Annotated in this window: 29 protein-coding genes and 1 pseudogene; 5 read left to right on the top strand and 25 right to left on the bottom strand. The window is 60.6% G+C overall.

Annotated features, from left to right (window positions below):
- Positions 1-54 precede the first annotated feature (54 nt).
- The 4 genes from B0G80_RS44250 (at position 55) to B0G80_RS44235 (ending at position 2,461) form a co-directional block, all read left to right on the top strand.
- The gene (locus tag B0G80_RS44250) at positions 55-639 is read left to right on the top strand and encodes a DUF1845 domain-containing protein (protein ID WP_116124045.1); all 585 of its coding nucleotides are present in this window, start codon (positions 55-57) and stop codon (positions 637-639) included.
- A gap of 86 nt (positions 640-725) precedes the next feature.
- The gene (locus B0G80_RS44245) at positions 726-1,550 is read left to right on the top strand and encodes a hypothetical protein (RefSeq protein WP_116124044.1); all 825 of its coding nucleotides are present in this window, start codon (positions 726-728) and stop codon (positions 1,548-1,550) included.
- A 12-nt stretch (positions 1,551-1,562) separates the two neighbouring features.
- A complete protein-coding gene (locus tag B0G80_RS44240; protein ID WP_116124043.1) occupies positions 1,563-1,955 on the top strand; it encodes a polymer-forming cytoskeletal protein in 393 nt (130 codons plus the stop codon).
- Positions 1,956-2,029: 74 nt separating this feature from the next.
- Positions 2,030-2,461, top strand: coding sequence for a hypothetical protein (locus B0G80_RS44235; protein WP_147310010.1), 432 nt, complete (start codon positions 2,030-2,032; stop codon positions 2,459-2,461).
- A 154-nt stretch (positions 2,462-2,615) separates the two neighbouring features.
- Here the strand turns inward: B0G80_RS44235 and B0G80_RS44230 are convergent.
- From B0G80_RS44230 to B0G80_RS44170, 13 genes and pseudogenes are all read right to left on the bottom strand, one after another.
- Positions 2,616-4,308: pseudogene (locus tag B0G80_RS44230) on the bottom strand (ATP-dependent helicase).
- A gap of 12 nt (positions 4,309-4,320) precedes the next feature.
- Positions 4,321-5,190: an ATPase gene (locus B0G80_RS44225; RefSeq protein ID WP_116124041.1), complete on the bottom strand. Its 870-nt coding sequence runs from the start codon at positions 5,188-5,190 to the stop codon at positions 4,321-4,323.
- A gap of 357 nt (positions 5,191-5,547) precedes the next feature.
- Positions 5,548-6,153 carry a DUF4400 domain-containing protein gene (locus B0G80_RS44220; protein ID WP_116124040.1) on the bottom strand — a complete coding sequence of 202 codons (606 nt, stop codon included), beginning with the start codon at positions 6,151-6,153 and terminating at the stop codon, positions 5,548-5,550.
- The gene (locus B0G80_RS44215; protein ID WP_244231106.1) at positions 6,143-6,430 is read right to left on the bottom strand and encodes a hypothetical protein; all 288 of its coding nucleotides are present in this window, start codon (positions 6,428-6,430) and stop codon (positions 6,143-6,145) included. The genes B0G80_RS44220 and B0G80_RS44215 overlap by 11 nt, the downstream gene beginning before the upstream one ends.
- On the bottom strand, positions 6,384-6,902 hold the full coding sequence (locus B0G80_RS44210; RefSeq protein WP_116124039.1) for a hypothetical protein: 519 nt from the start codon (positions 6,900-6,902) through the stop codon (positions 6,384-6,386). Before B0G80_RS44210 ends, B0G80_RS44215 begins: the two co-directional genes overlap by 47 nt.
- 8 nt (positions 6,903-6,910) lie before the next feature.
- Positions 6,911-8,782: a conjugative transfer system coupling protein TraD gene (gene traD, locus B0G80_RS44205; protein WP_116124038.1), complete on the bottom strand. Its 1,872-nt coding sequence runs from the start codon at positions 8,780-8,782 to the stop codon at positions 6,911-6,913.
- Positions 8,779-10,182: a TraI domain-containing protein gene (locus B0G80_RS44200; protein ID WP_116124037.1), complete on the bottom strand. Its 1,404-nt coding sequence runs from the start codon at positions 10,180-10,182 to the stop codon at positions 8,779-8,781. Before B0G80_RS44200 ends, traD begins: the two co-directional genes overlap by 4 nt.
- Complete coding sequence (locus tag B0G80_RS44195; protein ID WP_116124036.1) at positions 10,179-11,225, bottom strand: type IV secretion system protein; 1,047 nt, start codon at positions 11,223-11,225, stop codon at positions 10,179-10,181. Before B0G80_RS44195 ends, B0G80_RS44200 begins: the two co-directional genes overlap by 4 nt.
- 16 nt (positions 11,226-11,241) lie before the next feature.
- Positions 11,242-11,976 (bottom strand): type VI secretion protein, encoded by a 735-nt coding sequence (locus B0G80_RS44190; protein WP_116124035.1) that lies wholly within the window; start codon positions 11,974-11,976, stop codon positions 11,242-11,244.
- 17 nt (positions 11,977-11,993) lie between these two features.
- Positions 11,994-14,456, bottom strand: a complete 2,463-nt coding sequence (locus B0G80_RS44185; RefSeq protein ID WP_116124034.1) for a VirB4 family type IV secretion system protein — start codon at positions 14,454-14,456, stop codon at positions 11,994-11,996.
- Positions 14,450-14,761 (bottom strand): VirB3 family type IV secretion system protein, encoded by a 312-nt coding sequence (locus B0G80_RS44180; protein WP_116124033.1) that lies wholly within the window; start codon positions 14,759-14,761, stop codon positions 14,450-14,452. The genes B0G80_RS44185 and B0G80_RS44180 overlap by 7 nt, the downstream gene beginning before the upstream one ends.
- Positions 14,754-15,092 (bottom strand): conjugal transfer protein TrbC, encoded by a 339-nt coding sequence (locus B0G80_RS44175; protein WP_258879282.1) that lies wholly within the window; start codon positions 15,090-15,092, stop codon positions 14,754-14,756. The genes B0G80_RS44180 and B0G80_RS44175 overlap by 8 nt, the downstream gene beginning before the upstream one ends.
- 71 nt (positions 15,093-15,163) lie before the next feature.
- Positions 15,164-16,213 (bottom strand): CpaF family protein, encoded by a 1,050-nt coding sequence (locus B0G80_RS44170; RefSeq protein WP_116124164.1) that lies wholly within the window; start codon positions 16,211-16,213, stop codon positions 15,164-15,166.
- Between the two features lie 242 nt (positions 16,214-16,455).
- Here B0G80_RS44170 and B0G80_RS44165 point away from each other — a divergent pair, with 242 nt between their 5' ends.
- Positions 16,456-16,935, top strand: a complete 480-nt coding sequence (locus B0G80_RS44165; protein ID WP_408969550.1) for a hypothetical protein — start codon at positions 16,456-16,458, stop codon at positions 16,933-16,935.
- A 428-nt stretch (positions 16,936-17,363) separates the two neighbouring features.
- On the opposite strand, the gene B0G80_RS44160 is transcribed toward B0G80_RS44165, so the two are convergent.
- From B0G80_RS44160 to B0G80_RS44105, 12 genes are all read right to left on the bottom strand, one after another.
- Positions 17,364-18,638: a DUF2201 family putative metallopeptidase gene (locus B0G80_RS44160; RefSeq protein WP_116124162.1), complete on the bottom strand. Its 1,275-nt coding sequence runs from the start codon at positions 18,636-18,638 to the stop codon at positions 17,364-17,366.
- 7 nt (positions 18,639-18,645) lie between these two features.
- On the bottom strand, positions 18,646-19,572 hold the full coding sequence (locus B0G80_RS44155) for a hypothetical protein (RefSeq protein ID WP_116124031.1): 927 nt from the start codon (positions 19,570-19,572) through the stop codon (positions 18,646-18,648).
- Positions 19,573-19,683: 111 nt separating this feature from the next.
- On the bottom strand, positions 19,684-20,763 hold the full coding sequence (locus B0G80_RS44150; protein ID WP_116124030.1) for an ATP-binding protein: 1,080 nt from the start codon (positions 20,761-20,763) through the stop codon (positions 19,684-19,686).
- Positions 20,764-20,893: 130 nt separating this feature from the next.
- Positions 20,894-21,136, bottom strand: coding sequence for a DUF3717 domain-containing protein (locus tag B0G80_RS44145; protein ID WP_116124029.1), 243 nt, complete (start codon positions 21,134-21,136; stop codon positions 20,894-20,896).
- Between the two features lie 259 nt (positions 21,137-21,395).
- Complete coding sequence (locus B0G80_RS44140; protein WP_116124028.1) at positions 21,396-21,860, bottom strand: hypothetical protein; 465 nt, start codon at positions 21,858-21,860, stop codon at positions 21,396-21,398.
- A gap of 11 nt (positions 21,861-21,871) precedes the next feature.
- Positions 21,872-23,512, bottom strand: a complete 1,641-nt coding sequence (locus B0G80_RS44135) for a hypothetical protein (protein ID WP_258879281.1) — start codon at positions 23,510-23,512, stop codon at positions 21,872-21,874.
- Positions 23,467-23,874, bottom strand: a complete 408-nt coding sequence (locus tag B0G80_RS44130; protein WP_116124026.1) for a hypothetical protein — start codon at positions 23,872-23,874, stop codon at positions 23,467-23,469. Before B0G80_RS44130 ends, B0G80_RS44135 begins: the two co-directional genes overlap by 46 nt.
- A 209-nt stretch (positions 23,875-24,083) precedes the next feature.
- Positions 24,084-24,548, bottom strand: a complete 465-nt coding sequence (locus tag B0G80_RS44125; RefSeq protein WP_116124161.1) for a hypothetical protein — start codon at positions 24,546-24,548, stop codon at positions 24,084-24,086.
- 9 nt (positions 24,549-24,557) lie between these two features.
- Positions 24,558-24,950 carry a hypothetical protein gene (locus B0G80_RS44120; protein ID WP_116124025.1) on the bottom strand — a complete coding sequence of 131 codons (393 nt, stop codon included), beginning with the start codon at positions 24,948-24,950 and terminating at the stop codon, positions 24,558-24,560.
- Between the two features lie 97 nt (positions 24,951-25,047).
- On the bottom strand, positions 25,048-25,509 hold the full coding sequence (locus tag B0G80_RS44115) for a glycine zipper 2TM domain-containing protein (protein WP_114158354.1): 462 nt from the start codon (positions 25,507-25,509) through the stop codon (positions 25,048-25,050).
- Between the two features lie 74 nt (positions 25,510-25,583).
- A complete protein-coding gene (locus B0G80_RS44110; RefSeq protein WP_116124024.1) occupies positions 25,584-25,967 on the bottom strand; it encodes a hypothetical protein in 384 nt (127 codons plus the stop codon).
- Between the two features lie 106 nt (positions 25,968-26,073).
- On the bottom strand, positions 26,074-26,358 hold the full coding sequence (locus tag B0G80_RS44105; protein ID WP_116124023.1) for a hypothetical protein: 285 nt from the start codon (positions 26,356-26,358) through the stop codon (positions 26,074-26,076).
- Positions 26,359-26,574: the final 216 nt, after the last annotated feature.

Below are 26,574 nucleotides of genomic sequence, written 5' to 3'. Positions count from 1 at the left end.
ATGTGTGCTACCGCACGCAGAATTGGAGGTGAGAGAGACCACCCGAAAAATACCATGGCCGCAGTCCCTGATTTCCTCCCGGAGCCAGAGCGCCCGGACAAAGACGTACCCACAGCCGACAGCCCACCGCCGAGCGGGCTGAAGCCTATTGAGCGCCTGACCAGTGACACGCGTATCGCCCGGATCAATCCGGAATCGGATACAACAACGGTCCTACGCTATAGCTCGCAGTTTGCCCGCGACTACATCCGCTCCGACTACAACTTCTGCGCGGCAAAGATCGCTGTCGCGCGAGGCGGTAAGGTCCGGGCTCTTGAGAACGCATTGCGTGAAACGGCCGAGTGGCTCCGGAAGACCGATGGCTGGCTCGCGCGTCATGAGCTACGCGCGATTGATATGCCGCACGAAGCGATCGAGCTCGTCGTTACGCGCCCGCTCGCCGGGTTGCTGGTTCGCTGCCTCACCCAGTTCGATCGCATCTTTGTCAAGTCTCTGGCGGCCGTTGTGATGAAAAAGATCACGCCTGAAGATCGCGCCCGGATTCTTTCGAACGCGGAACGGCGGCTTAAGCACATCGTTCAAGTTTGCATGCCTGACAACGACCAGTATGAGTTCGACGGCGAACGCCGGGGCTCCTGAACCGCATCATCCCGTAGTCGACTTCGCCGGCAGTTGACCTTGCTGTCGGATGGATACGCTCGTCCCATCACCCTGTTGGAGAGGAAATGGACATCAGAGAAATTCAGGCGCTGCACGCGCAATACACGGCTCAGCCAGTCATCATCGACCTTGCCAGCCATACCGCGGCCATGCCGCTGCTGCCCGCGCCGGAGCGTTCTACGCCCGGTTTGCTTCCGGCCCGCGCTCTCATGACGAAGATGCGCAGCGCCGGACGACCCGCATTGCTTGCGCTTGCTATCGCCGCAATCGCCGGTGCCGGTGGCGTGAGCGCCGCCCGGATCTGGCAGGCGATGCACGCGACGGCTCACGGCCCGCACGACGCGCAGACGCCCGACCGACCTGCACCAGCAGTGGCCCAGCAGCCCGCATCCGCTGACATGCCGGTTAACGCCGCGCCACCTCGACCATTGACTTCCGGCGATCTCGACACTGCGCTGACGGGCGGACGCACACCGCTCTCTCATGTCGACCCGAAGGCCCTTGCGACTCCGACGCCAGTGGTGGTGGCGCCCGCGCATGACGTACAGCCCACCGCAGTGACGCAGGCGGCGGCTTCGCCTATCCGGGCGACACACGCGACAGCAACCGCGGCACAGACGCAGCCACAAGCTTCTGAACCCGTCGCTGCTCAGCCCGCCCAGCGCCAGGACTCTGCACCCGCCACACGAGTTGCGGCAACCACCGCAACGAACCCAGCCCCACAGGCCGAGAGTGCGCAGCCTGCGGCGACGCGTCCCGCGTTGCGTCCTCTTCATCACATCAAGCCACACCGTGAACCGGCTTCTTCAGTGGCCCACGACGCTCCCGCAGCGCCGCCTGCGCAACCCACCGCACCGGCCACGAAGTCCGGCGATGTTCAACTGTTCTGATGAGGCCCCGGCATGAAATCTCAACCGCTTAACGTAACGCTGCTTTCCACCGGACTTTCCATCCACGGAAATGTCATCCTCGACCACGGTCTCAGCAGTTTCGGCATTGTCGATGGAAGTGTCGTCTCGAACTCGGGGCTGCTTCACATCGGCCAGGGCGGAATGGTGAAAGGTCAGGTCGAGGGCGAGCACGTAAGAATTGACGGGACGGTTGAGGGCGACGTACACGCGCGAGGCGTGCTCGAGATCAACGGCCGCGTGAAGGGTAACGTCTACTACTACGGCACGATCAGGCTGGGTCCCCGCGCGTCGCTCGAAGGTCAGATCAAGCGTAAAAGCGAACTGACGATCGAAAACTCCAGCAACGTCCAGCAGCTATCCCGTGCGGCCGCCGGCAACGCGTAGCCCCGCCGATGTATTGAAAAGTGGCGCGAACAGCGCCAGACGCGGTAGCGATGCCGCATATCGGAGAGAAGGTAATGAAGATCACGACAACGAAAATCGGCGCAGCACTAGTGTTGACTGTTGGAGTAGTTGCTGTAAGTGCATCGACGCTGATCACCTCGCTCAACGAAGGCTCTGCGCTCGCCATCGGAAGCATGGCTACAGCTGCCCGTCTCCTTGGAGATACGACGCTGTCAACCGACCTTCCGCGGATGACAGCATCCGATCGTGAGCCCGCACTGTCGCAGCACGGTCTGTCTTCGGAAAGCGCGCTAGCGACGAGGATTGGGAAGACACGCGAAGAAATACATGGCTATCTGGACCGCCAGGAACATATCCGAACTGTGGTGAACTATTCTTACGGATTCCTGTATGCGTCGCTGATGGTGCTTCCAATTCTGTCCGTTAAAATCGCCATGGTTCCTCGCGACAAAGAGCCCAGCCGTGACGACGCAGCGCATGCGTGACAGTTAGCTCTGCAAGGGGCCAACGATCTCGTCTCCGCCCACAAACCCTGACAAAACACCGAAAAATGCAACGGGCGCTTCCTCAACAAGCGCCCGTTTTTTTGCTAACCGTCCGATCGAACGCGTCGTCCCTGTTTCCATAGCTACGCCACTCTTAGCGAGCCTCGGATTCGATTACAAATCGTGAGACCGGGTTCTTCTTGATCGTAGCGATGGTGAGTGTGTCCCGGGCGCGCGTCATGGCGACATAGAAAAGCCGACGCTCTTCCGATTCAGTACCCTTCTCGTCGGGAACGACGCCTTCCTCGGCGCGAGTGATCCACACGTGATCCCATTCAAGGCCCTTCGAACTGTGCATGGTCGTGAGCACCAGTGCACCGTCCGCTGGCTTGTTGTTGTCACGTTTCAGATACTCGATGCGCTCGCCAAACGTCCCGGTCAGGCGCGACAGCACATCGTATGTCGCCTGTATCGCGCGTTTTGCCTGATCGTCCCGGGCGTAGGTCATCATCATTTCGAGTACCCCCGTCGAGCGCCAGCGAATAGAACTTGCGTTCGGACATCTGCGTCCACTCCGCGAGCCGCTTCATGAAGGCGCGATACGCGCTTGCCGTGTCCTCCGGCAGGCCGAGGGCGACGAGGTCCTTTTTTGCTCGCTGGATAAGCTCGGCGCCCATGTCCCGGTGCAGTGCACTGAGATGCGTCGAACTCATGCCGGTGTACCCAAGCACCGCGTCCAGCCCATTCTGCTTGCGCCCCTCGACTATCAGCAGCAGGTTGCACATCAGCGCGCCCTGAGGCCGGTTGAGCACAGAACTACCAGATGCACGATAGTAAGGCACACCGTGAGAGCGGCAAACGGCTTCGATCGGATCGAGAATGCGATTGGTGCGCGCGAGGATCGCGCACGAGTTACCCGCGCCGAGTAGGGGTTGGAGTTGCTCGACTGCGGCCACAGCGTCCGCGTACTCGTCGTCAAAGCGGCGCGTGGCAATTGCGCCCCCGGCGCCGCGTTCGGCCTGCAGCACCTTCGCGACGCGCTCGACGTTGTTCCGGATGACCCGGTCGGCCGCCGACAGGATCTCAGTGCGGCAGCGGTAATTGCTGCCCAGCACGACGCGTTGGGCACTGAAGGATTCCGCAAAGCTCTCCATGCCGCGAAACCCGAGCGCGGCGCGAAAGCCGTAGATGCTCTGGTCATCGTCACCGACAACCGTGACGTTCGCGCCCGCCCTTGCGTGAAGCTCGACCCACCGATATTGCAGCGGGTCCGTATCCTGGAATTCATCAACGAGCAGATCGGTGAACCCGTATGGTTCGATGTCCCCGCTTTCCATGCCAGCCACGGACAGCCGCAACATGTCCTGAAAATCGATCTTGCCGTTGCGCGTGAGTGCCTCCTGGTAAGCATGGTACAGCTGGGCGTCGGGACTGTTGGCGTCCACGCGTCCAAAGTTGGTCTTGATCCGCTCGATGACCGGAATCACCTCGTCGACCTTCCATTGAAGCCCAAGCTCTGCAAGCACGCGCGCGAGAAGACCTGCGCGGTCCCCATCCGTCGCAATATCGCGTTTTCCCAACTGTCGGTTCGCGAGCGAATGGAACGTCCCCGCAATCAGACGGCTTCTCGCGCCGGCACCGGCCAATGCGAGGATCCGGTCGCGCAGCTCCACGGCCGCGTCCTTGCTGAACGTCACCGCGCCGACAACTGCGTGCGGATCGGCAAGAAGCAAGGCTGCCTTCGCGGCAATAGTCTTCGTCTTGCCCGCGCCCGGACATGCAATGGCGACACAGTGCCGGCGTAGCTCCGCCACCTCGCGCTGCTGCGGATTGAGCCCATCGAGCATTGTGGGCTCCGGTTAGCGGCCTCGCACCGTGGTCATCAGGCGCAAGTGGGTCATGTAGCCGCGCACGCCGACGGGATGGAACTTGCGCAGGAAGCGGGTGGTTTCTTCGTCCACGTCCGACTGATCGCGCACGCCATTCCAGACCAGGAAGTCGAAGTGATCCATCACCTTGTCGAACTTCAGCAGGAGCGAGAGAACGCGCATGGAAAAGCGCGAGTAGGCTTCGACCTGGATGTCGAGGGAAGGCTTCGTGACCGTCGGCGCGAACACGATGTCGCCCTGCTCCCTCATCCTCCCCTCCGTCTTCTCGCGGAAGCCGGCGGCTACGTTCAGTTGCTCTTCGACGTAGGCTTCAAGTTCGCCAAACTGCTTTTCAAACCAGGCGGTGACGGTGCCGAGATCTTCCGTGCCGAAGGTGGATCGCCCAAAGCGCTGCAGGTTGATGCTCATGCGGTTCAGATACGGCCACCACTGCTCGAACAGCGGTTTGAGACGCGTATGGTTCAGCCGCACAGTGGCCTGCACGACGGCAGCGCCGGACAACTGCCTGTTCATCAGTTCGCGGCCGATCTCCCGGCGGCGCTGCACGATCGCTACACGCTCTGCCGGCGAGAGTTCGCGAAACAGCTTTCGCGTACGCGCGACCTGTTCGCGCTTTTCCGCGGCTTCCGACTCGCTGATCATCCCTTCCTTCTGAAGGGTGTTGGCAGCGTCCTCCATCTGCTGGAGCTCGGCCTCGATCTCACCGCCGTCCGCGCCGTCGGTAACCAGACTCGCCGGTTCGACCGGGGTAGCGTCCCCCGCGGTCGCGCTAACTCCCGCTGGCTTTGCAACAGGTTCAGTGGCGGCGTCTGGCTTCGATTCTTCGGTGATGGCGCTCATATTTGTGTCCCTTGGTAAGTGCACGCGCCCGCGCGCGGCATGAACTCTATTGTTTGCGCGGCAGACGTTGATCGCCGCCGAAAACGTGGGCGATTTCTAGCCGCTTTCATCGCAGCTCATCGTTGGACGGCTTCGTTAGAGGCAGCCGGGAGCGCAGCGCACACTGCGTGCAACGGCGCTCTAAGGCCGACTGCGATATGGGAAGGCGTTTCTGGCTGGCGTGAGACGACTAGCGAGCGCGAAAGCCAAGGAGGGGGGCAAGACAGGGATCGAGGGGTGAAAACACGTCTCGGACGAGCCGGCTCACGGTCTTAACTGGGAAAGCTACAGAAAACCGTATAGCTTTCCCCGGTCGCTCTACTGATACGACGAGGCCGCTTTCCACAAAAGCGCGCCCAGGATCGCGGCCACCGCAATCCAGCACTGGGCGTAGATGGGAACCGGCAGGACGAGCACGGCGAAGGAGACGCCGAATACGAGCAGGATGCCATGCCCGGCCAGATGGAACGACAGCGGGCTTGCGAAGCCCGCGGCCGACGCCTTGATCTTGCGCCGGACCGTACCGTCGACGAAAGCAGCGACACAAAAGACGAGCGTGCCGAGAATGAATAGCTTCATCACGGTCGCGCGATAGACCACGCGGTAGATCTCCAGCCAGAAGTTGTGCACCCAGGCTTGCGCGAGGTCCGACATGCCGCCATCACTGATTTCTCCGCTGCCGGCCGCGTTCATGGTGGACCGCACGAGACCGCTTTGCACAAACCAGCGCCTGAAACGGGCGTTGGTCAGGGCTACGGCCTCGTCAGCCCGGTCGGCTCCTACTATGGAGACGACGGAATTCACTTCTTCGTCGTTGATCGAAAACCATGAACGGTCGGGTATCGCAGGCATGAGCAGTACCGCTATCAGCGGCACGAAGAAGAACCACCACTTTATGTGGGATACAAAGCGGCTACTGGCCATAGGTGTGGACACCCCACTCCAGCAGGTTCGTGACGATCCTCGCGAGAATGTAGATTGGGAACGCGACGAGCCCGCTTAGGCCCAGCCAGAAGTGCACGGGCCGGCGCGTGACGAACAGGGCCAGCGCGTAGACCATCGCGCCGCTGCCCCTCGAAAATTCGGCGGGCCTCGGCGCGTCGACCTCGTCCTGCGCCCTCGCGGTGGACATCGCGCGCCGCGCGACGTCCGGCTCAACCCGCGACAGCTTCGCTATCAGGAAAAGTGTGGGCGACATCATAGTCCTCGAAATAGAGCCTGAAATGCTCGCCGGTCAGTGCGCGAGCCGCTAACTGGAAAGCAGCCGAACGATGCGTAATGGACTCGGGGCATTGCTCGTCGACTATTTCGGTGCCGAGCGCCACATGCCGTGCCTCGAACTCTGTGACCGGCTCAAGCATCGGCGGCCATACGTGATAGCGCTCGCCGTCCCGGGCGACGTACCGGCGCGCGTAAAGCAGATGCGCGCCCGCGAACAGACCCTGCATGAATGCAATATGCGGATTCCCTGTCTTTCGCGTCCGTTTGTACGCCGCGAGGCCACTGTCGAGCATCTCCTTGACGAGCGGTTCTGACTCGCCAACGAACTTCTCCCCGATGAAATCGGCCACACGTGCGCAGGCGAGTTCAAGCTCCGGCGCCACCGTGAATACCGGGACGAGGCGGGACGACAGCTTGTAGTCGCGGATGATTTTTTTAAATACGGCAGACATGCGTTTGGTTAGCCTTGAAGGATTGGAATACGTCCCTGATACACAGCTGCGCCCGAGATGCGCATGAAGTACTGCAGGTTCGGAAGTTTATGTATCAGACCAGTGGGAATCAGAGGAGCCTTCTCCAGTTGTAGCGAACGGGAAACCCCGCCGGTGAATTCACCAATGTGGGCCTCACTGCCGGTGCTCGTGCTGCCAGTGATCGTCATGTTGCGAATAGCGGTTTCACCGACCTTGTCCGAGAACCACTGTGCCGTATCACTGTCCTCCAAGCGTAGAATGATCTGGTTGTTCAGATTGCCCAAAACCTGCAGCATCTTGGCCGCATTTCCAAGGCGAGCCTCCAGGTCCGCCCGCGCCTGAAAGGCGACGAACGCCTTGAAGCCGGCGCCCCGCCCCTTGTTCAATATCTGGATCACCTGTTCGTTGATCGCCTCCGCGATTTCATCGATGATGAGCACCACCTCCGGTGGCGAATCGTAAAAGTTATAGATCGAGCCGCACACTGCCGCCACGTCGGACAGGATCATCGATGCGATCGCCTTCTGCACGATGTTGTTCGATAGCGAATCCAGGCCCATATAGAAGACGGCCTTCTGCTTGATGATCTTGTCGATATCCCAGATCTCGCGCTCGTCGTCGAAGTCGTCGGCCTTTGGCGCGAGCATCAATCCGGTCTCGCCGGTAGCGAGCATCTGCAGCAGAGGAAGGGCCGACGCAATGATGCGCATGTAGTGCTCGCGGTCGTGCACGTGCGTCGCGATCAATCCGTCGATCGCTTCATGTCCGCGCTCGTGCGCCGCAAACCGCGCGGTGTACAGCGCGATCATGGCGTCGATAGGTCCGGCGCCGTTGTTGCGCGCGCCTTGGCGAGTCGTTTCAGTTGCGACCTGCTCTTCCCAGTCCGATAGCCCTTGCTCCACAAAAAAGCGCCTCAGGCTTTTCTCTAGCAGTGTGGTGATCCCCGACTGCGCGTACTTCAGGATTGAGCGCAACGTTGGCTTGTCGCCGATGTACAGTTCGCCCTTGACGGCGCGGTCGATGAACAGGAACGCAAAATCCCGGAATGGTCCCTCCTCCATCAATTGGGCGATCCGGCTCGGGATTTCCGAGGGCTGCGACCAGTTCTCGATCGGATTCAGGCGGATGGACTCCGAGGGCTTGGCCTGATTGAAGTACAGAAATTTGCGGCCGGATCGCGCGCACTCCTTCTCGACCCGGCGCTTCCACTCGGCATCGTTCTTCGGGTCTACGATGATAAGCACGTCGCCGAGGTGGATTACCTGGGTGGAGATCACCTCGTACGTGCGCGTCTTGCCGGCACCGGTCGTGCCGCCCACCAGGGTGTGGCCGCCCATCGCCTTGTAGTGGAACGGAACGAGCGCCTTCTTCGGTTCCATGCCGTGTATCCACGAAGAACCCTGAGGCATGACGTCGCGGATACTGTCTTTGGGAGCGAAGATGCCCTCGATCGCTTCCTCGATCCTGCGACCCGTCTTCGTCTTGTTCAGCCATCGCGGCAGGCCCGGTATGTCAGTCGTGGGCATGCGCAGGATGTCGTGCGCGATCTGGCAATGCTTCTGGGTCCATTCGTAGCCGATGCCCAGGTACATTGAGTTCGCCTCTTCGCGCATGCGCTTCTGGACCTGCAGCAGCCTGGGCACCTGCAGCGTCGTGAGCCACTTGGTCGAAATCGCCATGCGGAACTTGAGCGCGCTCCAGATTTGCAGGGAGCGCACCAGCAGGAACGAGAGACCAACAAGCATGAATGCCCACGCGTAAGGCATGCCGGAGATCGGCAGCAAAATGCACGCAGCGAGCCAGAAGACGGCCGCGCGGAACTCGTATATCGGCCGGAAATGGTTGATGTAACTGGTCACGCCGGTCGCTCCAGAATAAGCTGGCCCGCCCGAGGGGCAAGGGTAATGTCAGTAGAGCCATCCGCAACCATCAGACTTCGCTTGCGCATGTGCTCAACGAGCGTGCTGGACGCCAGCCCGTAACTACCAATAAGGCGCTTGCCAATCACTAGGCCCTTGTCGTTCCACTCGACCTTGGCTGAGCCCGCGATGACGTCTTCCCGCAGTGCGACGAACAGTTCACGCACGGAGTTGGGTAGGCCCTTCAGCACGTCGTCAAACCCTGCTGGCGCTTCAGGCCTCACGCGCGTGTCCGCCGCGCGAGGAGTTGCGCGCATTCCGGTCGGGTCGACCAGCATTTGCTCCGGCGCGGTGGCCGCCGGATCCGGCCCTGGTGTGATACCGATGGCTTCATGCAACGACTGCGCGCGCGCCGCGGGAGAAGAGACGGCCAGGCGCTCAGATGACGGGCTTGCCGATCGGCCCAGAGAAGCACCTTCCGCCGCCTGCATCGGAGTTGGCGCGACAGCGGCATCCGACGGCGAAAGCGACGCAGACGTCCCCCTGACTGTGGCGGCCTCCGCTGCCGGCGCCTCCGGAGCACCTTGCGGTACTGAGGTCGCGGCTGACGGTGATGGGGACGGCGAGGCGGGCGTGGGCCCCGGCGCGACAACTGGCTGCAGTTCAGCAGCCACCTGTACGGCAGAGGGAACGGTATAGCTCACCGGCGCGAACACGCCCCGCTGCGCCTTCCGGTCCGACTCGTCCGCAACGTTGACGGCCTCACGCACCACCTTGTGCAAGAGCGTCTCGATACCTTGCGGATGCGGGATTGGATTGATCGCCCCGAACGTCTCCGCGAGCACTTCGCCATCGAGCCCTGCAAGCAGCTGTGAGCCGATCAGCACCTGCGCAAGCATGCCCGTGCGCATGCGCTCGACAGGCAGCGGCACCGGCCGGACCACGATCCGGTAAGGCGCATTTCCAAGCCACGGCTCAAGCGCGCCGTGAACAGACGGATTCCACTCAACCCGGTCAGTGTCGCGCAGGATCTGGAAATACCGGTAAGGCTCATCCAGCCTCGAACACGTTGCGCAAAGGAATACCGCGTAGTTGTACTGCGGCTCTATCCGCCTGCGCTGTTCTGAAGGCAGGTTTGTACCGAACTTCCGCCCGCTGGCGAGCCGCATCGCAAAGAAGGCGGTTTCGACGGTGCAGCGAAATGCCCCGCCGGCGTCATGGTAAAGCTGCGGGCTGAGCGGGAGCGTGGAGAACCACGCCGCACAGCCGCGCAGCACCGAAAGCCATTTGCGCTCGAACTCAGCCCTGTTCGGCTCGTTGGCGCACTGCGTTATCAGGTCAATACGTCGCTGGTGCTGCTCGATCAGTGCAGCTGCGCCAGGTGCAATGCGTTCGCTCATGGTATCAGCCCGCCCGTAGCTGCCCGACCGACCTTCCCGACAATCGCACCGCTCGCATTCGCACCCCCGCCAAACATGCCCGCGATTTTCGGAATCTCGAACGACACCAGGAACACGAAGATTGCGAGGTCGAACACGTAGCCACTTGCCCCTGTGGTCGTTAAGCCTTTCCCCGCTGCGTCCTGGACCGCTTCGATGAGGCTATGAGTCACGAGGCGCATCAGGATCGCGGCAACGACGGCGTACATGCCGGCGCTGATCATATAGTCGAGCCACGTCTTGAAGTACCCGCGCGTGAACGACGAGAAGCCGAGAGCGAATGCGATCTGCCCCATGACGACGCCACACGCGAACTGCAACTGCCCGAGGTTGATGAAGAAAGCGAATACGACCGAGGTGATGGAGAGTACGATCCACGCGAAAAACAACGGCACCATCGCAACGATGACCCCGAGAATGGCGGTCCAGCCGGCGCCAGAGAATGCCTTGGCGATCGCGTCGAGAATCTGCCCTGCTGCATTACCGATGATGCTAAGCGTGCTCGACATGTTGGCCCCGCCGATCGTCGTCGCCAGCGTGAGGAACCATTTGTAGAACCCCGGCCCAAACTGCGAAAACTCGATATAGAACGATGCAAATATTCCGAGGATGCCGACCTCTTCGAAGAATGCCAGCCATGCCATAACCGGGTCTTTTGTCGCCGCAAACCGCACCGCGGCCAGGACGAGCGTGATAACGCCGAGTCCTCCAGCAAACTTGTCGGCCTCCGGTTTGATCTGCTCGCTGATCGCGACAGCGGTGTCCATCACCGACGAAAACAGCGCGGTGATCTTGTCCATCGCCTGCTTGCTACCGGCCGAAAACTCGCCCGGCTTCACGTACGAGCTCGCCGTTGTCGTCGCGGTGCTGCCCGACGAGTTACCCGGGACGACCGTACCGTCGGGAAGTACCTGAGGATCATCAGCGAATGCCGCCGCCGGCGCGCAGAGCAGCAGGACGGGAAGCAATACGGCAGCGATGATGCGTCTGAATTCATGCCACATGTCGAGACCCGCCGTCCTAAAAGCCGTAAGCCGCACGCTCGGCTTGCTGCTGATCAAGGAACGCCTTTGCCGATGCGGCCTTGTTCTTGTCATCCGCGTTAGACGCCGATTCCTGCTGTGCCTCCTTCTGCTGCTTGCCTGCCGCGAGTTGGAGCATGTCGCTCATCTGGCTCGAGACAATGTCGAGGTAATGGGTGGTCAGTTCTGCGGTTGCCTGTGCGGTCGGAGTCAGCGCCATTTGTGACTGCAGATCCTGCCGGCGTTTCGCAAGCGTCTGGATATGCGTCATCACGCTATTGCCAGTCTGCAGAAGCTGTGTCGCCTGTTTGTCGCGCTGGTTATAAAGCGAAGCCATGTCGGCAAACCACTCGGCATTTGACTTGCCCGATCGCGAGATAAGCGACTGGACATGGTTCAGCCACTGACCGCCGTCCTGAAGGTCGCCGTAGAGATCCGTTGCCGTGCTGGCCAGCTTTTTGTAACTGTCGATGTCACCCGTGATCTCGTCATACTGCGCTTTCATGGCGGTAGGATCGAGATTGGTCGCCTGCAACAGCTGGTTTGCCATCATCTGGTACTGGTAGGCGATATTACTGTCCTGGTAGACCTCGGTCTTTATCGACTTCAAAGCCGTAATCGTGTTCTGGATCAGGTTGGTCGGATCGATGACCGTCAACTGCGCATAAGCGCCCTGCGAAAGGAAAAACGTGAGGCCGACGGCCGCGGCCAGGCGTACAAATAGTTTTTTCATGGTTGGTCCCCGTTGGGTCAGTCGAGCGTCATCATTTCTGCGAGGTAATTCTGTTTCCAGTTCTGCGCACCGGACTTGAAGTGCTTGTCCAGCACCGCCTGTGCACGCCCATCGGACCGAAGCACAGCGAGCGTTTCTTTCGGGAAGCTCGCCTGCAGCATTCGGGTCTGGGTCGGCGTCACCCATAGGTAATCGCGGTTCGGAACCGCGTTGGCCACCATGTCGATCTGGCTCATCGTGAGACCGAACTTGTCGCGATAGAGGTGGAGGTTGTTCCTCGCATCGGGGTTCGGGAGATAGAGGATGTTCGGGATGTTCTCCTTGAGCACCTCAAAGTCCGCAATCCGGGCGACCTGGGCAAGCGATTGCGTCGCCATCATCAAGGTAGCGTTCAGCTTCCGGATGGTCACCGCCCACACTTCCAGCCGTTTGTAGAAGCGCTCGTTCTGGAAGAAGAATCCGGCCTCCTCCACCTCGATAACGGTGTAGCGCCTGCCATCGAGCCACTGCGCAATGCGGTAGAACGCGTAGTCCATGAACAGCGCGGCAGCCACCGGGAAGTTATTGAACAGATCGCCCATCTCGATAGAGATGTCATCCGACAGTTCGAATGCGTCTTCGGCGTGGTCAAAAAACCGGCCGTTCTTCTCGCCCTGTGTCCATACAGCAAGCCGGTCGCGCAGCTCAATGGAAAGCAGCGTATTCAGGAACGACAGCGTCCAGAGTTCGGGGCCGTAGCCGTCCCCGAGCGTCACCACTGCGTCAAAGATCTCCCGCTCCTGCAGCTTCGTGCAACGGAACGTGTCGTCCTCGATTGCCATCTGCACCCACTCCGCGACATAGGGGTAGTGTTTTTTGTCGTGCAGCAGGGACAGTGGATTGACCGACGTGGCCGCCTCGAAACGTCCGGTCGCGTCGATGAAGCGCCCGCCGGCGAGCACGGTCGGAATACGCGTGGAGCGGTCCTTGTCGAAGCGAACGCGCCGCGCACCGTGTCGTCCAGTCTGCGACATCAGGAAGTTCAGCATGATCGACTTACCCATGCCGATTGGACCCAGCACGAGCAGGTGTGATGCGCCACCCGGGATATGCAGGTTCACGCGCTGCAGCGTCTTGTGACGCGTCGGCAGCATGGTGAGCGGACCGGTGCGTCGGCCGGACTGCTGTGTCAGCCATGCGTTCACGTCGCTGCCTTCGGCCACGCTGCGAACTGGAGCAATGTCCGACACCGTTGCGGTCTCGACAAACTGCAACCGCCGCTGCTGGTCCCATCGGCCGGGCATGGTGGAGGCCCATGCCGCAAAGAGATTGTCCCGCTCGATGATGACGCCGAAGCCGGCGTTACCGACCCGACCTACGACCTCACGAGTCGCGTCCTCGCATTCCTGGACACTGTTGCCGTAGACGACCACCGACACGTTGGCGAAACCGAATTGCTGGCCTTCGGCCTGGATCTTCGCGAGTGCGTTTTCCGCCTCTTCGGCGAGGGTCTCCCGTCCCTTGTCGTTCTTCTGCTCTTCCTTTGCAAAATACGCTTTGACCATCGCCCAAGGATTGAACCCGGCCATCTTGTAGAACTTGCGTATCGTGTCGACGTACCCGCTCGCCTTGCTCGTATCGAGAAAGCGGAACATCACGCAAACGTCCAACTCCGCATCGACCTCGCCTAGCACATCAAGCGCCGCCTCCTGGAATCCCATCCATTCCTTGACGGCCACTATCTTGGCAAAGCGCTTTCCGTATGCCGACTCGAACATCAGCATTTCGGCGCCGATCGTGATCTCGCTCTCAGTCAGGTGAGAGTCGAGCATCGTCACCGGATATCGAACGCGCCGCGGCGGCACGGAGGGGTTCGCCGACTGATGCAGGAAGGCCAGTGCCGTCTGGAGTGAAAGCCGCTTCATCCTGAGGCGGGTAACACCCCCTTTGAATGCGTCGAGAACGCCTTCAAAGCGTTTGATATCGGAGGTCAACCGTTCGAGATCGAACACAAACGCGCTGCGCGCGAGCAGCGAATCCTTCAGGGCCTCGATCATGGCGATCAGCATCGACTTCCCACCCACCGTCATGTGATAGGCGATCTTGTCGAATACCCGGTTCACGCCGGTTTCGGGCGTAAAAGCGAGCGCGAGGGAGTGGGAGTTGCGGAAGTACTTGCCGCTGCCCACATGCCTGCGGTTGATTTCATCGATGTGCGCATCGATGTCGGAATTGAACTCACCGTCTATCTTGCCCTGAATGCGCCTGTGAGAAAGCCTCCACCACGCCGTAACACGATGGTCGAAGTTCTTGCAGGCGTGGTCGAGGTTATCGCGCGCGGCCGAGATATCGCCAACATTAGGCGTGTCTGCATCGACGCCTTCGAAGTCAAAGACGGCAAGCAGCGAGCCATCCTTGTCGAGGATAAGCTCGGGAGTCACCATCGTGGCCCACGGGGCGACCTCCTGGATTGACCGGACGGCGAGTCGTTTTTTCAGCATGGAAGATCCTGATCGAACCCATAGGGGCGTTTGAATCGGGCCGACGACTTCGACGAGGGCCACGGCCGATAGACATCCGCGTAGCGGTTATAGACGAGCATGACCTGCCGCCACCACGGATCGCGTGCACTCTTCCAGCGCAGCAGCCAGTGCACCCCGATACCAACGACAAGAAATGTCGGGGTCGTGCTGGCGTAACAGAGCAGCACGGTCATCGTGCCGTTGGCAATCGCGAGTCCGCGGTCGGCGCCGCCCATCTGACGGGGCAGCGAAAGACCGCGGCTGACCTTTGTCGGCTTACGCACAGGTGTAGCTGATGTGGAAATGGTTTTTCATGATTGGTACCGCGCATGCGGCGATGCCAATGCCGACGAAACATGTAGAAATCACCTTGACGATGGTGCTTTCAGAACTGCCGATAGCGACTGCGGCCAGGATGATCACCACGCAGCCAATGACGAAGAGCCACGGACCGCTGATATACGCGGAGATCAGGCAGATCGCGTCGGTTGCAGATCCCAGGTCGTCCAGACTCACTGCCGATGCAAACGGCGCAAATCCGGCGAGGACGGCGGCAACCAATGTGGTGCGCAATTCGCGGCGCGTCAGGAATCGGGACCAGATGAACTGATGCATCGCGTCGACGGTCGTGCGAGCGGCCGCGAAAAATTGTGAGACGTACTTCTTCATGCAATGACTCCGGTAAGTTAAAAAACGCGATTGAGGATGTAATCCCCGTTCTGAAAGCCCTTGATCTCGACGATCTCGGATACGTGGCGCAACTCGCCTGAGCGGCGAAGATGAATGACGTAGTGGAAGCAGTCCGCGATAGCCTTGCGCATGTCAGAGAGCTCCCAGCGACTACCCGTCGGGATACCCAGCATGGCGAGGCTCTCAAGCCGGCTCAGCCCGCCGCGGGCGTCGTTCGAGTGGATGGACCCGAGGCCGCCATCGTGTCCGGTGCTCAGCGCCTGGATGAAGTCGTACGCTTCGTCGCCACGCACCTCACCAACGATGATGCGATCGGGTCGGAACCGCAGGCAAAGTGCAACGAGTGCCTGGGTCGTGACACCTTTGTCCGGATTCGACAGCAGGCGCACCAGGTTCGGCACGCGCAGCTTCAGTTCCATGGTGTCTTCGATGCTGATGACGCGCTCGTCGTCCGGTATATCCGCACCTAGCGCGTTGAGAAACGTCGTCTTACCTGTCGACGTGCCGCCCGCGACAAGGATGTTCTTGCGCCGGATGACAAGCTGGCGAACCGCTTCCATGAGCGACTCGTTTTCGATGCCGGGATGAAAGAGGTCGTCGTCGTTGCGCTTGGTGCGTGCATGAACGCGGGAGAATGCGCCCATCGCGACGTAATCCTGCAAGGAGAGGTTGGACTCCCGGTGCTTTCGAATCGACAGCGCATGGCCGTCGATCGCTGTTGGCCTCATCACGGCGGCGATACGCAAGCCCTTGTGACCGGCGTTGATGATGCCCTGCGAGGTACCTGCGCGCGCTGACTTCTCGACGGAGGCGGCTAATGACAGGATCGCGCCATTGAGGGTCGCCTGGTTAAGTGCCAGGGGAAGCCGGTGCATGACCCCGCGCCGCTCTACCCAGATGCTGTCGAAATTGTTGATCATGATTTCGGCAACGTCGGGCGCTTCGAACTGTTCGCGCAATGGAAGAACAGACTCGAAGAACATCCGCACCGCGCTCTCCTCGAGCGGGCGCACCTTGAGCAGGGGATTTTCGGTATCTTGAGACATGCTGCTATTGTTCAGACTGCCTGCTTGCGCGACGCACGGAAAGAAGCATGAAATGAGACAGCTTTCGCGCGCGGCGAGCTTTCGTCGCTGAACAACCATAGACTTCCACGGGGCGTGTGCTCCGGCCCGCGGTCGGACGAGCCGGCTCACGGTCTTAAGTCAGAAAGAGCCCCATAATCGTGTAGCTTTTGACTCCCTTGCGAAGGGTATCGTCTGTATGGAATCCGACTTCGCACTGTTTAATGTTCCGCTTGATGACCAGAAACACTCACTACTCGCGACGCCCTCACGTCACCCACGCGCGCCGGGGCAAGACGCTGTTATTGCCTATGCCTCGCGCGGCGGCGGATGAACTCTCTCTTCAGATTCACCTTGCCCTCGATGCCATGCGGCGTGGAAAAGGGAATGTGAGCACCGCCCAGACACTGTGCCAGGCGATGATTCTCGTTGGTCTGTTAGCAGATCTGGGATACGGCGCTACAACAGTCGAGCAGATGCGTAGCGCCGAGACAGTTATCTCGGAGGCGTTCGATCAAGGGCGCGACTCGGGCGTCTGGTGTCTCGACGAGGCCGGCTTCCTGCAGTTCGCCATGATCGCGACCATGTACGACGAGCAGCTCCGGCGCGCACCCATGTCGGCGATGGCCGAAGCGAGCAACCGTCTCGACCGGTTCCGTCAGGGCGCGGCGTTCGAAGCGACAGCCTCCCCTCCACGCCAGTAGTCACAATCCGGGCGCAGAGAGACGCTCATCCACGCATTGCCAGCTTTTTCCACCAATGCAAAGAAAACTCCTGGCCGTCGGCTGTTTCTTTTGCTTCAATTCCAGCCCATAGCAACGACTCATTTTCCTTGGATCGAGCTTTTGCGGTTGCAGATAGTTGCGCTCGATGCGTTAATTTGTCGGCTCTCCGTGGAAGGGCGGCCTTCTATTGCACTTTATGCAATAGAACCGTTAGCCGGCTCACGGTCCTCGCAATGGGCAAAAACCGCGTTTCCCTTGCCCAGCAAGGCTTCCACGCCAGCGATTGTTCTGACTGACCTTGTAATTTATGGAACCGCCTCGAATTCCACATATCGATACGTCGAGGCAAAAAAAACCCGGCTGCAGCAGCCGGGTTGGGTTCATGAGAATGGGCAAACACAAAGCCGCTAGCAGATAACTTCAACCGTTTCACCGAATGGCGCCTTCTTTGCCCGTTTAAGCGGCGCGGTCGACGCCCAGAGAACGGGATACGACGGCGCTTCGTCGGGGAAGCGGCCATCCATGTCGGTGAGATACACGAGAAACGCCGGATGAATGCCTTCCGCTGCGAGCCGCCTGAACGGCTCGACAAACGAAGTGCCGCCTCCGCCGCGAACGGGTTGCAGTTCGAAATCGACTGCGTCGCCGCGCTCGAAGATCTGCAACTGGGTCACGCGCGTATCGCAATCCATCACGATCAGCCGCCGCGGCCGCACGCCGTCATTTACAGCGATTATTTCCGCTGCGAACTGTGCCTGCGTTTCGTCCCAGACCGACCCACTTGAATCGCGGACGAACACCGCGTCGCCTACCGCCGGTTCATGCAGCGAGGGCAGATACAAACCCAGATGCAGATAACGGCGATTCGGCATCACGTAGCTGTAGTCCGTCGGCGACGAGTCCTGCGCAAAGCGATGCAGGATTGGTCGCCAGTCGACGGCAGGTTCGACCGCCTGCGCGACCATCCCCTGCAGCGCGCCCGGCATGCCCCCGCGCATCTGGGCAGCCTTCGCGGCCTGATGCACGGCAACCTTCCACTCGGCCTCCTGCCTTGCACGATCATCCGCGACATACTGACGGACCTCGCCACACGAGAAAGTGGCGTCCTGAGAAGGCGGCGAAGCACTGGGGCTAGGGTTTGCGGACGGTGTGTTCGCGCCGTTCGCGGATTGCGGCAGGCTGCTGCCCCCGTTCGGGACCCCTGGCTGGGAGCCAGACTTCCCTGCTGGTTTGCCACTATCCTGCTGCCCTTGACCCTGCTGCTCCTGCCGTTCCTTCTCCCTGCTCCGTTTCTCCTGCGCGAGGATGCCGTAGATCTCCTCGGCCGACTTGCCGGTGAACCGCGCATCAATCAACACGCCCTTGGGCAACTGCATGCCCGCATCGATGATGATTGGATTGATCGCGTAGTCACACGCGTCGTTCCATAGATCCGGGTCGCGATCACCCTGACGCCAGCAGTGGCCGCCGGCCACGTGCAGTACTTCATGCGCCAGAACCCCGCGCGTCTCAAGATCGTTCAGTTGCGATAGAAACGATGGGTTGTAGCCGATCGAAACCGAGTCGGTCCAGAACGTTTTGCACGAAGGATCTTCGACGACCTTGAGCCGCAGCGCCAGCGCCCCGAAAAACGGCTGGTCCAGCACCAGCGCGGTACGCTGCTTCGAGATACGAGAGTCCATAGCCATCTCACGCGACCAGACGCAAAAGCGGCGTCTGCTCCTGAGTCGCCGGCTCCTGATCGATCATCGGCTCCGGCGTGCTGCCCATGAAGGCCGCCATCAGGCCTTCGATTTCCTGGGCCTTTGCCGCAACCTGCGAGCGCAGCACACGCGACTCCTTCAGATCCGCTCCGGTGTGCACGGCAAGGTGCTTCTTCGCCTGCTCGAGGATGTGCGTGAGCTTCGGGTCGTTGCTGAAATTCAGCTTCGGCAGGAGCTCACACAGTTCGCGTACCTGATTGGTCACGTCCAGTCGCACATTGCCTTCCGCGTACAGCCGGTCGGCAAGCTTCGAGGTGGCTTCGTAAAGGCGGCCGACAAGATCATTATTGGCCGTCGAGATACTGGCCAGAACGTGCTGGTCGATATCGGTGCGCAAAGCTGACAGAACGTCGTCCGGCAGGTCGATCCCAAACTGGCCCGCGTCCGGAAACGGAAGCACGGCCATCTTGATCCCGAACTTCCCGGACATCTGCGCGAGGCTCGGGTAGTCCGCCTCGTTGAACAGCCCGTTCAACTCAGCACGTGCCTTTTCCTTCAGGTCCAGATAGTCCGTCAGGAAAACGGACACGGCCAGTTCGAACTCGTCCTTCAGCTTGCGCATATGGTCCGCGAAGTCCATATAGACCATCGTCGGCAGAAGGCGCACGCCCAGCTGGTCGTACTTCAGCGAGTGGTCATAGTAGTACGAGCGGATGCGGTTACCGATCGATACCACCTCCTTGTAGCTCGGCGCATGTTCAGGCATCAGACGCTTGTTGAAGCGGCCGATACCCTTCGTCTCGTGCGACTTCTCGACTTCTTCAGTCGCCTTGACGTCGAAACAGCGTGCCTGCCAGGTTGAGATCGTGACCGACGACAGCATGACTTTAGACTTGATATTGGTGATGTTCATGGAATGACTCCGGTAGATAGATGAATGGATGACGCAGAAAGAAAAAAGCCACGGCGCGCGCGAAGCGGGCCGTGGCAAAGGACAACGGATGAAGCGTGAAAAAAAGGCCGGTCAGCCGCGGATGATTGATCCGAGCGGACCGCTCTGGGCACGAATGAACGCGTGAGTGTTCTGCAACGTCGGCGTGCGCCGGATGGCGTCACGCGCGAGCAGTGCGCCGAACTCGCGATGTCCGGCGTCAATGAGCCGGTCGTTGTAGGTCAGCACGCGATCGAAGTTGCCTTCGGTTGCATGCGCCGCCAGCGCGGTTGTCGTTGCGAACAGCGCCGCCGGCGTTTCCGGAATGGGCGCCGTGTCAGGCGATAACAGGATCGCATCCGGCGAGGGCAACTCGCGATAGATGCCGAGGAAGGCAAGGAGCTCCGTCGCCGCCCCCTCTCCCACCGTTCCGGCGTAGGAGGTCAACTCGAGCGACTTGGGAACCACGTTCATCGTCTTGCCGACGAAACCCCAACTGCGCGGGCTCGGCGAATTCTCGATGTCGCGCGTCGTTTTGCGCACGGACAGCAGATCCGGTCTGAACCGTAGAAACGCAATCAGCTCGGCCGGTACGTTGTGCCGCACCGCCCAGTCCGACCAGCCCTGAATCGTCGGAATCAGTTGCACGACAGTCGCGAAACGCGAAATGACGGGGTCAAGAATGCCTGTCACCCCCGCGTTGTCAGTGCGCCGGTTAGACGCAGCAACGAACGTGACGTGATCCGGCAGGACGTGGGTTCCGATACGCCGCGCCAGCAGCAACTGCATTTTGGCTGCCTGAACCGCGGGCGACGCCTGCCCCAGGTCATCAAGGAACCAGATTAGGGGCGTCTTGCTGTTGACGGCCGCCTCAAGATCGCCAAAAGGAAGGTGGCGTGCTGTCATGCCGTCGACAGACGGAAACGGCAGCCCCTTCGAATCGGTCGGATCCTCGACCACCGGATGGCTGATGAGTAGAGCGTGACCGGTTGCTCGCGCAACCTGTTCGACGATATCGCTCTTGCCGATACCCGGACTTCCGGTAATGAGCACCGGCAACCGTTCCGGAACATAGGCCGTGAGCAGTTCGGTCAACTGCGCTGCAGTGACCTGGTTGGCAGGCGCCTGTTCGGCGACTGCAGTAGATGCAGCAGCGTTATTACGTGCGTTCATGGGGTTCTCGCAAATAGAAATGCCCCACGAACCGGCGCCCCAAGGGACGTGGTCCCTGTGGGGCGGGTTAGGTGTGCCGCTATCGCGGCAGGTCGATGCGTCGGATGACGCGGAAAACTGGGGATGAAACTTAGGTCTGCGCGCCAGCCAGAGCGGCCAGTTGCGCCTCGTTTAACGCTTCACGGGCCACGTCGGTCTCGCGAAGGAAAATCATCCTGCCGTAGAGATTGGCAAGGCAACGTGCTTCGGCACACAGCACCAGCACATCCGTTTCGAACATCGACGGATTGCGGTTGCGCCAAACATTGATCGCGGTCTCGATCTGTGCGACCGGGATGCGGGCGGCTTCAGAACCGCTGTTCAGAACAGTCATGGGGACCTCACTGGGAAGCGCCCCGGCCATCGCCCGTAGGAGATCGCGTTCCCCGGGGCAGAGTTGTTGCCCACGCAGGGGCGGTTCGATGCGTCAGGGACGCGGGTGATATGGACAGTTTATGCAGCCGTCGTTACCGGACCTGTCCGTATGCTGCGCAAAATCACCACCCTTAGGCCTCGCCCGACACAGGTTCACACTCGGTGCGGACGAAAAAAAACCGGCGCATAGCGCCGGTTTGAGACAGAGAAATGTCGAATCAGGACAACGACAACGAGCACTGCGCGGACAGCGTTGCATCGATGCGCGCATTCATCGCGCGTTCGCGTTCACGAAATACGCGCGATTTTTCTTCACCGACACCGTTGTGCTTCTCGATCACATAGGAGAACGCGGACGGTCTTGCGGGTCCTGGCCAGCCGGTCCATTCCTCCATGATCCGCGCCCGTTGATCGGGTGTACACGCGAAGTACTCACGACGCGAGCGACGCCATTGCTGTGCGTACAGATCCCGCATACGCCGCTCGGCCTGCAGGAACAGCCTCTCACGACGCGCCAGCTCTTCGTCGAGCGTGCGTGCGGGCGGAAGCTCAAGCTGGTCGCTGAACAGGGGATACGCCTTCGCGAGCTTTTCCAGCTGTCGCTGCTCACGGCTGAGGAACAGTGCCTGACGGCGGCTCGTCCAGGAGAAACCTTCCGGCCGGGCCTGACGGTCAAATCGCATACGCCCTCCCCTTACGCAGCACGGCGTTCGAGGACCGCTCGCGCATAGGCTAGCGTGCCGTCCTTGGCCTGCAAGCGCCGTCCCTCGTTAAGTGCCGGGTTCACCAGTGCGTACTGAAGAATCGCACCAGCGCGCCAGTTGCGGATCTCGCTGAAGCCCGATGCGATCGCCTCGTCGACATGCTTGACGCCATCGATTACCACGCCGTCGTTGCGCTTGTAGCGGGCGCCAAGCGCCGCTTCCTTCGCACGCCGTGCTTCATCTTTCCGGCGCTCTTCAAGCTTGCGGTCGGCATCGGCCTTTTCCCATTGAGCCTGGGCCGGCTCGTCGAAGCCACATAACGCGAAGACAGCCCGGCGCCGCGCCTTCGCTTTGGCTCCGCGCAGTTTCACGCCATGAAACTCCTCGACGGCACGCTTGCTGCTCTCATTTCGTTCATCCGTCGTGTCCAGAATGTCCAGCAGCCTCGCAATGTCGCGCTTCTCGATGGCTGCAGCCAGGCGATTAGCCCACTCGTACGACTCGCGCCCGTGTGAGAGAACCGCCATTTCGCATTCGAGCTTGTGCCGCCGCGCACTCATTCGGCCTTGCGCACGCTCCATGTCGGCCCGGTCCACTGGCTTGTCGCGCCGCGAGTCCGCCTGCAACTGGCGCAGCCTCGCAGCGAAGTCGTTGACCGGCCGCCCGATCGCAACGGGCGTGTCGAACATTGCTGGCAACGGCTCGGCGTTCACGATCTGCGCATCGAACAGGGCATCTTCGACCTCGATATAACCTGCCGTTTCTGGCAAGCCTGCCGTCGCGGCAACGATCGCGTCGAGGTTTTCCGCCGTGAGCGACTGCTTCGCGTGACGCATGATCGAACTCACCCGTTGCAACCTGCCGGCAGAAAACCGGCCGCGAACTTCTGGCACGTCGAGAAGCGGTACGGCCCACTCGAGGTCGTAGCGGAATGGCCGTTCCATCGCACGGTAGTCATCCATTACTGCGGTCGGGACGTCCTCGTTCCGAAGCAGAGCGTAAGCAACGTGCACCTCGTGGCGGCCGTTCACCTGGCCGCCGGCCACTGCTGGACCGCCGGAACCAAAGCCAAAGCGCGCCATCGCCGCGTCATGGAATAGCGACGACAGATTGAAGAATTGTCGAGCATCCCGCGCGGCCGCTTTTTCGGCATCGATCTGGTTCGTCGACAGGAAACTCTGCGGCGCACGCGCCAGCTCGAAGAGGCCGAACAACTCCTCCCAGTGCGCCGGGCGGATCTGCCACGGACGGGCCTGCTCACCATAGGCGGACAGCCAGAACGCGTGAACCTCGCCGAACAGCCGGGCGACGATCTCGACTGCTGAGCCTGCACACCGCAGCGCCAGCGCGCCGTTGTAACGGGTCACGCTTGCCGGAACAGCGTCGCTGAAAAGCGAAATAGACGATGTTTCCGTCTCCTTCACACGCTCGCTGGCGAACAGGGCAACGACGCCTGCGAGCGTCGCGACGGTGAAGCTTTCGCCGGGAATAGACAGTTGGTACATGAAGTTGGCTCCGCAAAAAGAAAGGGCCAACGTCCCCGGATGGGATGTTGGCCCGTCGGGGTTCAGGAAAAGAAAACTGGTCAGTCGATATCGAGCATGCGCGAAACTACCGCCGCCACCGCCCACGCCTGCGAGCGTGACAGCGACTTGATGCGGATGAGCGGGACGCTCTTCCACAACTGGGAGTCACGGTCCGTGACGAGTTCAATCAGGTCGACCCGGATAATCCAGCCTTCCGAATTGCCGCGCTCGACCGACAGGGTCAAACGACGGTTTGACTGCTCGACAGGCCACGGCGCCAAGGGCGGCAGGCCAAACCGGTCCGGGCAGTCCGCGTCGATAAAATTCGCGTGCGTCACCCACTCCGGCTCGATCCCCGTCCGCCGCAGGGCACGGGAAATCTGCTCTACGACACTGCCGACGGTCGCGCCAAGCGTTTCAAAGGGTGCGGCCGCCAGCGCGACCGGCAAATCAAGGGTTTCGGACATAGAGGGCCCATAAAAAGCAAAAGGCCGCACCCGAAGGTGCAGCCTTTCAAGAAAAGACGGACCGGTTAAAGCCGGTCCGCGTCACAATCAGCGGGGAACGCGCGGATGCCGACGTTCGCGATCCGCCTTTCGGCCGAGGTCGCTCATGTGCTTGCCATACGCACAAATCGCAATCGTCAGGATTAGCGCAACTACACCGAAGCCCATAGTCATTCTCCGTTCATGGAATCCATGCCCTCAGTAAAGGTTAGCACAATGATCGCCGCGAGCGCTGCCTCGTTGAGAACAGCGCCCCACGTCCAATCGCTGGTCGAGTGCCAATATCCAACGAAACTCACTAGCGAAGCGACGGTGAGCGCGTGGCAGAAGCGACCGAACTGCTGCCTCTGATCCTTGCTCCACGCCTGCCCGAGCGGTATGAATGACCGCTTTCGATCGACGTTCGCGACCGGAACACTGACCGAGAAACTACCGTCCACGCGATGATCGAGCGGCGCATCCAGATCGTCGATCAGAGCACTTACAACCGGCGGTGCCTCGGTTGCGCCCAATTCGCGTAAGAGAGAAGCAAGGCGCTCGGACGGAATTACTTGCCCAAGCTCTCGGGAAAAAGTCGCCTGATCGGTCACGACCATGCCCGATGGGTATTCGACAGTGATCTCGACAATTTCCATCGACATCACCTATCGGCGTTCGCCATCAAGACCAGCGGCCAGCCGCAGGCCCGAAAGCAAGGCATCGTAGCCTTCACGGGACGACAACTGCTCGAAGGGCACCGCGTTGTCCACACCGCCCGACATGCCTGAGCGACCTCGACGGGTGCGAAACGACACAGCCACCCTCTGTCGCTTCGGTATGTCAGCGACCTCCAGCATGACCGCCGGCGTGCGCAGCGTGACGCGGCAGCCGCGGCCGTGACGCGCCGGTTCGGTGACGATCTCGTGATCGTGCGGACGCAGACGAAGATCTCGCGCTACCCGGCGCAACATCCGCGTCGCGTGGTCAGTTATTGCGGCGTCCGACGCCGCTCCCGAACTGCGGCGATCGGCATAGAACACCTTGGGAACTCTCAACATACGGACCTCAAAAAAAAATGCGAGGTGCCCTTTCGGGAACACCTCGCGATGAAAAGACAGGCCGGCGTATACCGGCGCGTACAGGAAGGAAGCCAGGTCAGTGCGTAACGCGCAGGCCCGAGTTGGTGGAAATGAGGAGAACGTGATCGCCCGGCGCGAACTGCTGATCGTCGGGTTGAGCCACAACCACATCGCGCCCTGTGCTCGTGTGCACGATGATTTCAAGACCTGCGTGATGCGACAGCACCTGCGAAACCTTCTGCGTGATGAAGCCGGATGCGGCTCCGGACAAGGCGCCGGCAATGTAGCGACCGGTGCCGTTGCCAATCGTGCGTGAGCCAAGGAAAGCACCGACACCCGCGCTGATGAGCGACGTCAGCCCGGAGTTGTCCTGGCTGGCTTCGATCGTGATTGCGCGAGTGCGGAGAACCGTTCCCTGTTCAAGGGAGCCCGCGTGCTGAACGTCATACCGCTGGTACGTATTCGGCGAACCGAAGTCGATACCTGCGCAAGCGGAAAGCATGGAAGCGAGAACGAGACTGACGATGATCTTGAACATTTGATTGCCTCAACGAGATTGGGGCAACCGTCCCGTCAGGGAGGTCGCCCTGACGGGAAAAAAAGGTGTTTGGTTCAGTGAGCCATAGCAGGGCGAAGGCTCGTGCTCCGTTCGCGAACAGCAAACCAGCGCGCTGCGGTGAGCAGCACGACCGAGAGCGGTGCGAGAACGAAGACAAACCAGAGGCCGACGCCTTGTATGAACGCGCTGTACGCGTAGCCGTGTCCGGTAACGGACTCAACCATGAGCGCAGCGAATGACAATTGATGCGAACCGACATGCGCCAGATAGGTATCGAGAGCAGCCGGTCCGGATGCGCGCAGCAGATCGAGTTGACTCTGCGCTTCGAACGCGCAGCCGAAAATGACCAGTGCGCAGCCCGTTAGAGCGAGAGCGGCGGCGACGATCAGAACGAACTTGGACGAAACGGCCGTGGCCGTGTGTTTACGATTCGACATGGAACAGCTCCACAGAAAACGGGAGCCGGTTCCCGTTGGGATTGGCTCCCAAAAGGATTGGATGAGTGCGACAGGTGGTTTCACCTGACGCATCGGACAGACGCGGTTACGACGAAATGCGGGTGAGGTAATGCAGGTCGACGCGACCGCTTTGGACGAGCTCACGCTCGGTATCAAAAGGGATCTGGTGATCGAATTTCACGGTTGCTGTTCCATCTTCCCAGACATACAGAATCGTGGCCGAGTAAGTCTGGATCGGCAATTTCGCAATGGCTTGCGCGACGACACGTTGGTTTTCGCGGAAACCCCACTTCTCCGAAACCTTGAGGGGACTGGCAGAGATTGCCAAAGCCTTGACGAGTTCCGGCGAGAAAGTGACTTGCTGCAACATGGTGCGGCTCCAGAAAAAAAAGGAGCCGGTCCCGTTGGGATGGCTCCCAACAGGGTAGGCAGACGGGTTTGAACCGTCGTGGAGGACCGACATTGCCGGTCAAAGGTTCGAGCACCCCAGCAAGCTGGAGTGTTCTTTCGATGCGCAGAAGCGCGGGTGATAGGGTGAGCCTAGGGCACATCTGAGCCGCCGAAGCCTGGAAACCTCGTGGATCCA

This window comes from Paraburkholderia sp. BL6669N2 (assembly GCF_003387275.1).
Lineage (GTDB): Bacteria > Pseudomonadota > Gammaproteobacteria > Burkholderiales > Burkholderiaceae > Paraburkholderia.
The sequence above is the reverse complement of the archived record's forward strand: the minus strand, read 5'-3'. Positions and strand labels throughout refer to the sequence as shown.